Annotated in this window: 12 protein-coding genes and 1 pseudogene; 5 read left to right on the forward strand and 8 right to left on the reverse strand. The window is 68.1% G+C overall.

Translation table 11 applies throughout. The features are described from left to right. Positions 1 to 3 precede the first annotated feature (3 nt). The 3 genes from PQB87_RS21720 to PQB87_RS21730 form a co-directional block, all read right to left on the reverse strand. On the reverse strand, positions 4 to 1,095 hold the full coding sequence (locus PQB87_RS21720; protein ID WP_301863284.1) for a transporter family protein: 1,092 nt from the start codon (positions 1,093 to 1,095) through the stop codon (positions 4 to 6). A 126-nt stretch (positions 1,096 to 1,221) separates the two neighbouring features. Further along, positions 1,222 to 1,650 carry a DUF2946 domain-containing protein gene (locus PQB87_RS21725; protein WP_301863285.1) on the reverse strand — a complete coding sequence of 143 codons (429 nt, stop codon included), beginning with the start codon at positions 1,648 to 1,650 and terminating at the stop codon, positions 1,222 to 1,224. Positions 1,651 to 1,663: 13 nt separating this feature from the next. Then, a complete protein-coding gene (locus PQB87_RS21730) occupies positions 1,664 to 1,906 on the reverse strand; it encodes a hypothetical protein (protein WP_059686798.1) in 243 nt (80 codons plus the stop codon). 214 nt (positions 1,907 to 2,120) lie between these two features. Here PQB87_RS21730 and PQB87_RS21735 point away from each other — a divergent pair, with 214 nt between their 5' ends. Further along, on the forward strand, positions 2,121 to 4,343 hold the full coding sequence (locus tag PQB87_RS21735) for an amylo-alpha-1,6-glucosidase (RefSeq protein WP_233344176.1): 2,223 nt from the start codon (positions 2,121 to 2,123) through the stop codon (positions 4,341 to 4,343). A 96-nt stretch (positions 4,344 to 4,439) separates the two neighbouring features. After that, positions 4,440 to 4,691: a hypothetical protein gene (locus tag PQB87_RS21740; protein WP_006482135.1), complete on the forward strand. Its 252-nt coding sequence runs from the start codon at positions 4,440 to 4,442 to the stop codon at positions 4,689 to 4,691. Positions 4,692 to 5,189: 498 nt separating this feature from the next. Here the strand turns inward: PQB87_RS21740 and penR are convergent, their stop codons facing one another. Continuing rightward, positions 5,190 to 6,080 (reverse strand): beta-lactamase transcriptional regulator PenR, encoded by an 891-nt coding sequence (penR, locus tag PQB87_RS21745; protein ID WP_060066690.1) that lies wholly within the window; start codon positions 6,078 to 6,080, stop codon positions 5,190 to 5,192. A gap of 128 nt (positions 6,081 to 6,208) precedes the next feature. On the opposite strand from penR, the gene blaPEN-bcc reads away from it, so the two are divergent. Further along, a complete protein-coding gene (gene blaPEN-bcc, locus PQB87_RS21750; RefSeq protein WP_489243767.1) occupies positions 6,209 to 7,147 on the forward strand; it encodes a PEN family class A beta-lactamase, Bcc-type in 939 nt (312 codons plus the stop codon). Positions 7,148 to 7,626: 479 nt separating this feature from the next. Here blaPEN-bcc and PQB87_RS21755 read toward each other — a convergent pair whose 3' ends face one another. From PQB87_RS21755 to PQB87_RS21770, 4 genes and pseudogenes are all read right to left on the reverse strand, one after another. Beyond that, positions 7,627 to 7,827 (reverse strand): DUF805 domain-containing protein, encoded by a 201-nt coding sequence (locus tag PQB87_RS21755; RefSeq protein ID WP_027789587.1) that lies wholly within the window; start codon positions 7,825 to 7,827, stop codon positions 7,627 to 7,629. Between the two features lie 571 nt (positions 7,828 to 8,398). Continuing rightward, positions 8,399 to 8,545 (reverse strand): annotated as a pseudogene (locus tag PQB87_RS21760) (antibiotic biosynthesis monooxygenase); the annotation flags it as partial. 424 nt (positions 8,546 to 8,969) lie between these two features. Next, positions 8,970 to 10,346 carry an ATP-binding protein gene (locus tag PQB87_RS21765; RefSeq protein WP_059686784.1) on the reverse strand — a complete coding sequence of 459 codons (1,377 nt, stop codon included), beginning with the start codon at positions 10,344 to 10,346 and terminating at the stop codon, positions 8,970 to 8,972. Next, positions 10,343 to 11,005 (reverse strand): response regulator, encoded by a 663-nt coding sequence (locus tag PQB87_RS21770; protein ID WP_021159887.1) that lies wholly within the window; start codon positions 11,003 to 11,005, stop codon positions 10,343 to 10,345. The genes PQB87_RS21765 and PQB87_RS21770 overlap by 4 nt, the downstream gene beginning before the upstream one ends. Before the next feature lie 248 nt (positions 11,006 to 11,253). Here PQB87_RS21770 and PQB87_RS21775 point away from each other — a divergent pair, with 248 nt between their 5' ends. Both PQB87_RS21775 and PQB87_RS21780 read left to right on the forward strand, forming a co-directional pair. After that, a complete protein-coding gene (locus PQB87_RS21775; RefSeq protein WP_021159886.1) occupies positions 11,254 to 11,607 on the forward strand; it encodes a YgiW/YdeI family stress tolerance OB fold protein in 354 nt (117 codons plus the stop codon). 63 nt (positions 11,608 to 11,670) lie between these two features. Further along, positions 11,671 to 12,531 carry a MurR/RpiR family transcriptional regulator gene (locus PQB87_RS21780; protein WP_021159885.1) on the forward strand — a complete coding sequence of 287 codons (861 nt, stop codon included), beginning with the start codon at positions 11,671 to 11,673 and terminating at the stop codon, positions 12,529 to 12,531. The last annotated feature ends 38 nt before the right edge of the window (positions 12,532 to 12,569 follow it).

Here is a 12,569-nt window from a genome sequence, read left to right on the forward strand (position 1 = left end):
CGATCAGAACGCGATCGACCAGTTGGCGTATAACGCGGCGCGCTGCTCGAGCTGATAGCCGTTGAGGTTCTGAGCGACGGGCGTCAGGTACTCGACGCCGATCCGGTGCCCCTTGAGCGCCCCGGAGCGGAATACGGCGTTCAGGCCCGCGCCGACCTTCAGCACGCGGCCGCCATAGTTGCCGGGCAGATCGTCCGGGCTGGCGATGTGTACGGGGCCGTCGTAGGCGCCGCGTATCGCGCCCTGCGCGGTGTAGTTCAGGCGCGCGGACGCGCTCAGCCACGGCGTCAGCCGGAAGGCGCCCCAGGCGTTCGCCTCGAACCGGTTGCCGACGCGGTAGCCCGAACGGTTTGCGTGCTGCATCGGCAATTGCGCGAGCGCCTGCGCGCCCCAGCTCCAGCGCTGCATCTGCCCGGTATACGTGATGCTCGGGATCGCATCCCAGGTACCGGTGCCCATCTGCATTCCGTAATGGGCGAACGTGCCGTCCCCGTTGCGGCGCGAGACGGATCCGGTCGGCATGCTGATGCCGAGGCCGGCATGCAGGTGATGACGGCCGTCGTCGTACAGCCGGATCAGACCCGCGGCGACCGTATCGCCGAGCCCGGATGCCCCGTGCGACATCTCGCCGCCGCCCATCCCGTGTCCGCCGCCATGTCCGCCGCCGTGTCCTCCGCGTCCGCCGGACAGTCCCTGCATCGTCATCGGCATGTCCATGTACATCGGCATCACCATCAGGTTGAACGCGTCGCTGGGCGCGTACATCAGGTGCAGCATGTGCATGTTCATCTGCATGCCGGTCGGCTTCATCGTGTAGCCGGCCATCGCGAGTTCATGATCGTCGACGCTTCGGCCGTTGCGTTTCACGGCGCCGCCGGTGTTCTGATGCGAGAACGTGTAGCCGATCATCCAGCCGCCTTTCTTGTGCATGTGGTCGTACATGACGCCGGCGGGCGCGTGGCTGTCCGGCGTGAGTCCGGTGACGGGCGACTCGTGCGCGACGGCGGGCGTTGCGGCGAAGCCGGCGGAGAGGGTGACGGCCGTTGCCGCCGAAAGAGCATGGCGCTTGAGCGCCGGAAAGCGATGGGTAATCAATTTGGATTCCTGTCAATAACTCGTGCATGTAGAAACTGCGCGCAGCGTGCCCCGTGCGCGGCGGCGGGAAGCCGTCGTGCAGCCAGATGACGCGAGACCGGAACGAACGCCTGCGCGGCCGGGAATTCAACCGGCGCTCGGCGGGCCGCGCGAGAACGCGTGCGGCCACGGCGGCACATGACGAAGCATCCGCGCGCGTGCGGCCAGGGGCCGTTCGGCGAACGCGAGGAGGGGCACCGCTTGCGGCGGCAAGGGTGGAAGGCCGAAGCTTCCGGCGTGAACATGGCAAAACGGGCATGTATCGTCGCCGCACCCGTGATGCGTGCCGGTATCGCGCGCGGGCGTGCCGGCCTGACCCGCGTGCGCGCCATGGCGCGCGTCGGCGAGAGGCGCGAGTTGCAGCACGGCCCGTGCCGTTGCCGCGTCGTCGCGCCATGCTGCCCGCACCGACGTGATCGCCGGCGCGAGCGCATTCAGCAGCACGGCGAAGACGGCGACCCCCGCGGCACGACGCATCGTGCGGGTGACGGAAGACAGGGGCGGGAGCACGGTCACGGCCGGGTGACGGTCAGTCGCCGGCGCGGGGATCGCAGCCGAGGCCGTGGTCGATATCGGCGCGCGCGTTGCGCTCGGCGTCGTGCATCGCGCTCAGCTTCGAATCGAAGCCGAACATCGACGCGACGATGAAGCGGCGCACGCGTGGCGGAGCGGGATGGCGCGTACGGAGTTCGTAGACGCCGTCCCAGCGCTGATTGGCGCGTTGAACGGCGATTACGCCGTACTCGCGGTCTTTGTACTGAACGAATTGCATAGGGCGGGTGGAAGTCTTGTGATGATGAATGGCCGCGTCGGCTCGGCGTCGCTGAACAGGGCGTCATTCTTCGCGACGCACGGCCGGCCGGCCATCAATGTGAACAGAATCTCAATGACGCGCCGGAGCGGCGCTGCACGCGTCTACGGTTCTGTCCTATCCTGTGCGAACCAAGCGACGCGCGACGCGCGTCGCGCTCGACACAGGAGCATCGATGCCGAATCACGCCGAAGCCACGACGACCCAGGCGCCGCAGGTTGCGCCAACTGCCCCGACCCACGCGTCGGGCCCCGCCTTCATCGCGCCCGAAGCCGATCCGCAGGCACTGGCGCGCAACAACCAGTACGTGCTGAAATCCGGCAACGCGTTCGTGGTCAGCGACGCGCTCGGCGACATCGGCGGTCATGACGACGGCCTGTTCGTCGACGACATGCGCGTGCTGTCGAAGTGGCGCTTGACGTTCGGCGGCCGCGCGCCGTCGCTGCTGTCGGGCGCGACGAGCGCCGACAACGCGTCGTTCACCGCCCACCTGACGAACCGCCCGCTGCCGCCGCTCGGCGGCCACGAAACGCCCGAGGGCGTGATCCACATCGAGCGGATGCGCGTGCTCGCGGGCGACGTGCTTTACGAAGCGCTGACGCTGACGAACTACGGCTCGAGCGAGGCCGAGGTGCCGCTGTCGCTGTCGTTCGCGGCCGATTTCAAGGACATGTTCGAGGTGCGCGGCACGCAGCGCCCGAAGCGCGGCACCGTGGTGGCGCCGCGCGTCGACGCGGGCGCGGTGCGGCTGCGCTACGACGGCCTCGACAGCGTCGAGCGCAACGTGACCGTGCATTTCTCGCCGGCGCCCGACGCGCTGTCGGTCGATCGTGCCGACTACACGCTGACGATCGCCGCGCAGGCATGCGTGTCGATCTACCTGACCGTCGACGCGACGCTCGGCCCGGCGCATGAGGAAGGGCCGGGATGCGGCCGCGTCGCGCTGCGCACCGCGCTCGTCGGCGTGCACCGCGAAATGCGCGCGCGGCGCGAATCGATGGCGCGCGTGAACACCGGCAATCCGCTGTTCGATGCGTGGCTCGACCGTTCGCTCGCGGATCTCGGGTTGCTCACGACGCAGCTCGACACGGGGCCGTACCCGTATGCGGGCATTCCGTGGTTCTCGACGCCGTTCGGCCGCGACGCGGTCATCACGTCGTTGCAGATGCTCTGGCTGCAGCCGTCGCTCGCGCGTGGCGTGCTGCGGTTCCTGGCCGAGCACCAGGCGCGCGAGACTTCCGCGTTCCGCGATGCGGAGCCCGGCAAGATCATGCACGAGTTCCGCCGCAGCGAGATGGCCGCGACGGGCGAGGTGCCGTTCGCGCTGTACTACGGCGGTGTCGATACGACGCCGCTGTTCATCGTGCTCGCGGGCGCCTATGTCGAACGCACCGGCGACGATGCGCTGATCGACGAACTGTGGCCCGCGCTCGAGCGCGCCGCGCAATGGGTGATCGACAAGTGCGACCGCAATCCTTACGGACTGCTCGATTACCAGCGCACGTCGGAGCGCGGCCTCGCGAACCAGGGCTGGAAGGACAGCCACGATTCGGTGTTCCATGCGGACGGCCGCTTTCCGGACGGGCCGATCGCGCTCGTCGAAGTGCAGGCGTATGCGTGCGCGGCGCTCGATGCGATGTCGATGTGCTCGTACCGGCGCGGCCACGCGGCCGACGCCACGCGTTATGCGTTGCGCGCGAAGGCGCTGCGCGAGCAGGTCGACGCGCTGTTCTGGATGCCGGAAGGCGATTTCTACGGCATCGCGCTCGACGGTCATGGCGACCTGTGCCGCGTGTTCGCATCGAACGCGGGCCACCTGCTCGCGTTCGGGCTGCCCGACGCCGAGCGCGGCGCGGCGGTTGCCGGCGTGCTCGGCTCGGCGCTGTTCCAGACCGGCTGGGGCATCCGCACGCTGGCCGCCGGCCAGCCGCGCTTCAACCCGATGGCGTATCACAACGGCTCGGTGTGGCCGCACGACAATGCGCTGATCGCGCGCGGCCTCGCGCGCTACGGCGACAAGACGGCCGCGGTGAACCTGCTGCGCGCGCTGTTCGAGGCGGCGGTGAGTTTCGAGATGCGCCTGCCCGAGCTGTTCTGCGGGTTTCCGCGCCGGCGCGGCGAACCGCCGACCGCGTATCCGGTGGCCTGCCTGCCGCAAGCATGGGCGGCGGGCGCGCCGTTCATGATGCTGCAGGCCTGCCTCGGCGTGAGCATCGACGCGTCGCGTCACGAGGTGCGCGTCGAGCGCCCGGCGCTGCCGGAAGGCGTCGACTGGCTGCGGATCGACGCGTTGCGCGTCGGTGACGAAACCGTGTCGCTCACGTTCCGCCGCGTCGACGGCCAGGTCGTCGCGTCGGCGGAGCAGCCGGGCCGCGTGAAGGTGGTCGCGGTGCTGTAGCGCGGTGCTGCGCGAACGTTGCGCGATGTCGCGCCACGTTCGCGCGACGCGGCATAGAATCGTGACATGACCCTTGAACGATGGCGGAGGTAGACGATGACGACCGACAACCGGCCCGACGACGGCGAGCACAAGCTCGAGAATCTGGAAGCGGCGGTCGACCACCTGCACAAGTCGATCGAATCGCAGAGCATCGCGGTCGGCGCGGCGAAAGGCATTCTGTTCAGCCTGATCGAAACGCTCGGTGCGCTGATCGGCGATCCCGACCTGCCCGAGCACGCGCGCTCGGGTTACGAGGCGCTGCGCGACAAGGCGAGCGAACTGCGCGGCGGGCTTGACCGGCATTGATGCGCGGCTGGCGCCGGCGTTGGCCGAAAGGGCTGCGCCGGCGCTGCCCGATTCTGCAGACGAAGCACAAAACCCCGTGCGCTCAATGAGTTAGGTGGCCGATGCGCAGGATATCCACAAGCTTGCCAACACAATCTGTGGAGAACCGTCCGGCCCCGTGCCGGAGGTGCGGCGCGTGCCGTGCGAAAGCGTGTGCGGTGCCACACGGTTGACCGAGCAAGGTCCTTGTATCGAATCCCCTTTTGTATCAGCGTGTTACGCGCCGCATCGGCGGGATATCCACAGGCTTGCCAACATATTCTGTGGATAACTCGCAATCGATTGCGTCGCGACAGTTGAGGATCGGGCCTCCGAGGGGCCCGCTCGCGAAGCCCGTGCACACGGGCTGCCCGATGTCTGCGTCCGCACGCTAATTCGTGCGCGATCAACGGCTTAGGCCCCGGGTACCCAGGATATCCACATCCTTGCCAACACTTTCTGTGGACAAGCGGGGCCGTGTCATTCGGCCTGCGCCGCGGCGGCTGCTTCGGCCACGATCCAGTCGCGAAAGAGCGTCATCGCCGGCGTGAGCGGCTTCGACTTCAGCGAGGTGAGCCAGTAGCCGCCGGCACGCACGTCGACGTCGAGCGGCCGCGCGAGCAGGCCGAGCTGAAGTTCGCGTACGAACATGCATGCCGGCGCGAGCGCGACGCCCGCGCCCTGCATCGCGGCCTCGACCATCAACCGCGACGAATCGAACACGGGCCCGTTGACCGCCCATGGCGCGAGCTGCGCGGCGTCGAACCAGCCGAGCCATTCGTCGGTGCGGTACGAGCGCAGCAGCGTTTCGTTCGCGAGATCGGCCGGTTGCGCGAGGCGTCGCGCGATGTCCGGCGCGCACAGCGCGGTGAGCGGCGCGTCGAGCAGGTGCTCGTTGCGCGTCGCCGGCCAGCTGCCTTCCCCGAAGCGGATCGCGAAGTCGAGGCCCTCGGCGGCGAGATCGACGACGTTGTTGTTGGTCCGCAGCCGCAGCTCGACGAACGGGTGCGTATCGCCGAACTGCTTCAACCGTGGCATTAGCCAGCCTATGGCAAAGGTGCCGACGACGCCGAGCGACAGCACCTCGTGGAAGCGCCCGCCGTCGAACTGCTTGAGCACCGTCTCGATGCGGCTGAACGCGTCGCTCAGCACGGGCAGCAGCGCGCGCCCCTCGTCGGTGAGCCCGAGGCCGCGCGGCAGCCGCGTGAACAGCGTGCAGCCGAGCCGCTCCTCGAGCGAGCGCACCTGCTGGCTGACCGCGGCCTGGGTCACGCTCAGCTCGAGGCCGGCGCGCGTGAAGTTCAGGTGGCGCGCCGACGATTCGAACGCGCGAAGGGCATTGAGCGGAAGATGAGGGCGGAGCTTGGTCATAAGATTTTCTTTTGTCAGCGCTCAATTATCGTTGCTTGTCAGGCAACCGTAAAGTCACGATAGTGCTGTCTCGGCGGCCGGCCGTTTTCACTATCGATTCGCCTCCATTCCATCACGAGACAACCGACATGACCTACTCATCGAAACGTCGAACCCTGTTGCTGGCCGCCGCGACGGCGCCGCTCGTTCTCACCGTCACCGCGTGCGCGTCGCGGCAGGCCGCCGCGCCCGACGAGGCAAGCGCCGCCGCCGCTGCCGCAGCGGCGGCCGTGGCGCCCGCTGCCGCCGGGCAGATGCTGGCCGAGCTCGAAAGCAGCGTGGGCGGCCGCCTCGGCGTGTGCGCGATCGACACGGCGAGCGGCCGGGTCATCACGCATCGCGCGGACGAACGCTTCCCGTTCTGCAGCACGTTCAAGGCGATGCTGAGTGCGGCGGTGCTTGCGCAGAGCGTCGGGCGTCCGGCATTGCTGCAACAGCGCGTGACGTATACCCGGGCCGATCTCGTCAACTATTCGCCGGTGTCGGAGAAGCATGTCGGCGAGGGCATGACGGTCGCCGCGTTGTGCGAGGCCGCGATCCAGTACAGCGACAACTCGGCCGCGAACCTGCTGATGAAGCTGCTCGGTGGCCCGTCGGCGGTGACGGCCTACGCGCGCTCGATCGGCGACGACACGTTCAGGCTCGATCGATGGGAGACCGAACTGAATACCGCGCTGCCGGGCGACCTGCGCGACACGACGACGCCGGCCGCGATGGCCGCGAGCATGCGCGTGCTGATGGTCGGCGATGCGCTGCCGGCCGCGCAGCGTGCGCAGCTCGTTGCGTGGATGCGTGGCAACAAGGTGGGCGACAAGCGGCTCCGCGCGGGCGTGCCGGCCGGGTGGACGGTCGGTGACAAGACGGGCACCGGCGACTACGGGACGACCAACGACGCGGGTGTCGTGTGGTCGCCGTCGCGTGCGCCGATCGCGGTGGCCGTGTACTACACGCAGGCGCGCGCCGATGCGCGCTCGAAGGACGACGTGATCGCGTCGGTCGCGCGCATCGTGGTTCAGGCCTTCGGTTGACGCGGGCGGTGCGGTGCGCGTGACGCGATGCGCAGGCGGGCCGTGCCGCAGTCGTGACCCGCGCGATCAAACGTTGTGCGATCAACGACTTAGGTCACGCATGCTCAGGATATCCACATGCTTGCCAACAAAAATTGTGGACAAGCCCGCGCATGGCCGCGCACGGCGTGGCGCGGGCCACCGTGCCGCATTTGAGGCGGCGCGGACAAAGTCTTTCGGATCAAGCGCTTGGTCGCGGTATGCGCAGGCTATCCACACGCTTGCCAACACAATCTGTGGACAAGCCGGTTCGCCCGCGCGGAAGGCGGCCCGTCACGTGGCGCGACGACGTGCGAGCGGCACTTTGCCGGCCGCGTGCCGCATTTGAGGCGGCGCGGACAAAGTCTTTCGGATCAAGCGCTTGGTCGCGGTATGCGCAGGCTATCCACATGCTTGCCAACACAATCTGTGGACAAGCCCGGCGGCCGCGCTGGCGACGGTCAGGGCTGCCGATCGTCGACCGTGGGCCAGCGCACGAACGCGAACACCCACAACATGACGAAGTTCAGGATCGGGACGAACATCGTCAGGATCCACCAGCCCGAATGCCCGGTGCGCCGGACGATGCGGACGTACGGATAAACGACGACGGCGACGAGCACGAGTGAGACGACCAGCTGCCACGCGGTGAAGTGTTCCATGGCCTTCCTCGGAGTGAAGTGTCGGGCGGAACGGCCGGCCCGTCGAACCGTCGCGCGAAGCCGGCGATGCACGGCCGCGTGCGGCTCGCGTGATCTTGACGCGTGGCGGGCGCGAGCGTCAAGGCGAGGGCGGTGCACGGTGGCGGCGCGTCTGTCGCGCGGGATCGTCCGCATTCACGCATGTCCGGGCCACACGCTGCCGCAACCGTGACGCGGCGCATGAACCGTAAGCCGATCAATGGGTTAGCGCACGCGTGCGCAGGATATCCACAAGCTTGCCAACAAAATCTGTGGGTAAGTGGCGCAGCGCATGGCCGGCACGTGTGCGCCGGCTGCGACGTGCATCGTCGTGGCGTCGTGATGCGAAGTGCGGCGAAGCGGTGGACGCGGCGGCCGTCACCGGGGCCGCGTCTGCATCACGCGTGCCAAAGTCCATCGGATCAAGGGTTTAGCGTTGCGGTGCGCAGGATATCCACAAGCTTGCCAACATTTTCTGTGGAGAAGTCCGGGTGCGCGCGGGACACCCGGGACACCCGCGAATGCCACGTGTTGCCGCGATGCGTGCGTGCACTCACGCAGTGCAGATACCGGCCACGCCGACTTTCTGGAACAGGTGCGGGCTCGCGACGGCGGACGACGGATAGGCCGACAGCTTGGCGACGAACCCGGGATGCGTGAAGGCCGCGCGAAACGCTTCGGCCGATTCCCGGATCGCGTAGTACGGCCAGCTCCATTACATGGGCGAACACGTCGGCGCCTGTCCATCCGGCGGTACCGTCGTCGTGCATGAAGATGGCCGAACCCGACCCAAGCCGGACGCCCATCCGAAAGGCCTTCTGTCTTGCTGCGTGTCGAAGCACGCACGCATCCTCGAAACCTCTACCAGCCTGCGAGTCGAGTGGATCGTCGTCGAGAATTGAGACGAAGGAGGGGCGGTCGACCAGGTGCGGCGCGTGACGCCCGGTTGAGGCAATGGCGGAGGCGTGGATGTGCCTGTTCACGACCGCATGGCGCATTTGTCGCGCAGCCCCGACAAACCCTTTCCGATCAATGGCTTGGTGTCGTTAATGGACGGTTGTCCACATGCTTGCCAACACAATCTGTGGAAAAGCCGCGCGTGGCACGTCGCACGTGGCGCGGCGTCAGGCCGGCAGCGGAAAGCGCACCGTGACGGTCAGCCCGCGCCCGCCGCGTGTCGTGCCGAGTGCGACCGTCGCGCGATGCTGTTCGGCGATCCGCTTGACGATCGACAGCCCGAGCCCGCTGCCCGACGACGTGACGGCCTGCGCGCCCTCGCCGCGATAGAAACGCTCCCACACGTCGGTGCGTTCGGCTTCCGGGATACCGGGGCCGTCGTCGGCGACTTCGAGCACGGGCGTCGTGCCGTCGAGCCGCGCGGACACGTCGACACGCGCGCCGTCGCCCGCATAACGGATCGCGTTGTCGACGAGGTTGTTCAGCAGCACGCGCAGCGTGTCGGCATTGCCCGACGTCATCACGGGCGTCGATACGATCGCGCCGAGATCGATCCGGTGCGCGTCGGCGACGCGCGTGCGGTCCGATACCACCGACCGGCACAGCGCGGCGAGATCGACGGGCGCCGACGCGGAGGCGGCCGCCTGCGCATCGGGTTCGAGGCGCGCGAGCGTCAGCAGCTGTTCGGCGAGGTGGCCGAGCCGCGTCGTGCCGGCATGGATCTGCGCGAGGATGTGCTCGCGTTCCTCGGCGGTCGACGCGCGCCGCAGCAGCTGCGACTGGATCGACAAGCCCATGATCGGCGTGCGCAATTCGTGCGCGGCATCGGCGATGAAGTGCCGTTGCAGCGTGAACGAGCGGTCCAGACGCGCGAGCAGGTCGTTGATCGCTTCGGCGAGCGGACGGACTTCGTTCGGCATCGCGCCGACGTCGACCGGCTCGAGATTGTTCGCATTCCTGCGTTTGAGGCCGGATGCGATCGTGCGCAGCGGCCGCAACCCCGCGCCGATGCCGAACCACAGGCCGATCGCGAGCAGCGGCAGCATCGAGAACACGGGCCACAGCAGGTGCACGGCGATACCCGCGATCGCTTCCCAGCGCGCATGGCGTGCCTGCGCGAGCCGGATCGTCGTGCCGCCGCGTTCGGTCACGTAGGTGCGCCACGGCTGGCCGCCGACGTCGACGCTCGCGATGCCTTTCTGCTCGGGCGGCGGCAGGGTCGAATCGCGGTCGGTCGAATACACGAGCGTGCCGTTGCGCCAGACCTGCAGCAGCACGGCGTCGGGATCGCTCGCCTCGAAACCGTGCTTGCCGCTGGCGCGGTTGCTGAACGACAGCTCGCCGTTCGGGCCGACGACGATCTGCTTCGACATGCTGCGCATCTGGTCGTCGAGCAGGTCGTCGAGCTCGCGCAGCGCGCCCCAGTAGGTGCCGGCACTCGCGACGAGGCCGATCACGCACGCGGCCGGGAGCAGCCACATCAGCAGGCGCCGCCGCAGCGACGCGTTGCGCCAGCGTGCGATCGCGTGTTGCATGCGCGTCATGCGCCGTCACCGATCCGGTAGCCGACGCCGCGCACCGTGCGGATCATGTCGTGGCCGAGCTTCTTGCGCAGGTTGTGGATGTGCACCTGCACGGCGTTGCTTTCGATTTCCTCGCCCCAGCTGTACAGCCGCTCCTCGAACTGCTCGCGCGAAATCACCGCGCCCGGGTCGCGCATCAGCTCATGCAGCAGCACGAACTCCTTCGGCGACAGCGTGACTTCGTCGTCGCCGAGCCAGACGAGGTGCTTGACGGGGTCGAGCCGCAGCGGGCCGATCGCGAGGGTCGTCTGCGCGCGGCCCGCGTGGCGGCGGTTGACCGCGCGGATGCGGGCGAGCAGTTCGTCGAGTTCGAACGGCTTGACGAGATAGTCGTCCGCGCCGCTGTCGAGGCCCGCGATGCGGTCGGGCACGCCGTCGCGCGCGGTGATGATGATCGCGGGCAGGTTTTCGTCGCGGCGGCGCAGCGCGGCGAGCACCGACAGGCCGTCGCGGTTCGGCAGCCCGAGATCGAGCAGCAGCAGGCCGTAGCCGGTCGCGCGCAACGCGAGCGACGCGGCGTCGCCGTCCTTCACCCAGTCGACCGCGAAGCCTTCCTGTTTGAGGCCCTGTTCGAGCCCGCTGCCGATCAGCGGATCGTCCTCGACGAGCAGTACGCGCATGGATTCGTGTCTCTTCAACGGGGCGCCATGGCGCCCGGGGTTCCCATGATAAGCGCGCGTGCCTTAGCGGGAGCTTAAACACGGGCGCACGGGCGCACGGGCGGCGCGCGGCCGGCTTTCGCTCGTGCGTGGTGCGGCGCCGTGCCGCCGTGACGCGACCTTCAGGTTTGCTTAATCTTACGGTCCGTAATCTGGGGCCGTCGCGTTCAACGGAGCGCGGCGTCACATCGAAGAAGAGGACCGAGATCATGAAACACCTGACGAGAATCCTGGCGGTTGCGCTCGCCGTGCTGCCCGCCGCCGTTTACGCGGAATATACCGGGCCGTCCACGCTGACCACGACGACCGTGAAGGAACTGCTCGCGAACGGCAAGGACGACCAGCACGTGCAGTTGCAGGGGCGCATCGTCAAGCATGTCGGTGGCGAGGATTACGAATTCGCCGATGCGACGGGCACGATCCGCGTCGAGATCGACCACAAGCTGTGGGCGGCCGGCCAGCCCGTCAGCGACCGGAACGAAGTGAAGGTGACCGGCGAATTCGAGCGCAAATGGTCGGGCAGCGTGAAGGTCGACGCCGATCACGTCGAAGTGCTGCGCTGACCGGTGCACCGGTGCATACGGGGCCGGTGATACCATGGTCGACCGGTTCCCGTTCACACCAAGATGGCCGCCAATTTCGACGAACTCGCGTCCCGGATCCGGGCGCAATTTTCCGAGCTGAGCCCGCAATTCCAGGCGGGCGCGGCCTTCCTGCTCGATCATCCCGACGAAGTCGCCACGTCGTCGATGCGCAAGGTCGCACAGCGCGCGCAGGTGCAGCCCGCGTCGCTCGTGCGGCTCGCGCAGCAATTCGGCTTCCCCGGCTGGAACGAGCTGCGCGACCTGTGCGTCGCGCGCGTGCGCACGCGCCCCGAGCCGCTCACGCAGCGGGCGCGCTCGCTCGTGCGGCCCGATGCAAAGGCGTCGCTCGCGCATGACCTGCTCGCCGCGCAACAACACAACCTGTCGGCCACCGCCGCGCAGAACGAGCACGCGCTCGCCGAAGCCGCGAAACTGATCCGCAAGGCGTCGCACGTGCATGTCGCGGGGTTTCGCTCGTGCTACCCGGTTGCATTCGGCTTCGTGTACGGCTACCGGCTGTTCCGCCCGACCGTGTCGCTGCTCAACGGCGTCGCCGGGTCGCTCGAAATGGAGCTGCGGACGATCGCGAAGCAGAGCGTGACCGTCATCGTCAGCTTCGCGCCGTATTCGGCGGAAGCGACGCGCGTTGCGCAGGCCGCGAAGGCGCAGGGCAGCCGGATCGTCGCGATCACCGACAGCGCGGTGTCGCCGATCGCGCTGCACGCGGACGCACAACTGATCTTCACGCACGACAGCCCGTCGTTTTTCCCGTCGCTGGTGGCCGCGCACGCGATGGCCGAAGCACTGGTCGCGCAGTTGCTGGCGCTCGAAGGCAGCGATGCGATCGCCGCGCTCGAGCGCACGGAAGCGGAGCTGCATGCGAAGGGCGCTTACGTCGTCTGACGCGGTGCGTGCGGGTTCAACCTTCCTCATTTTCGATT

This window comes from Burkholderia sp. KL41 (assembly GCF_057005415.2).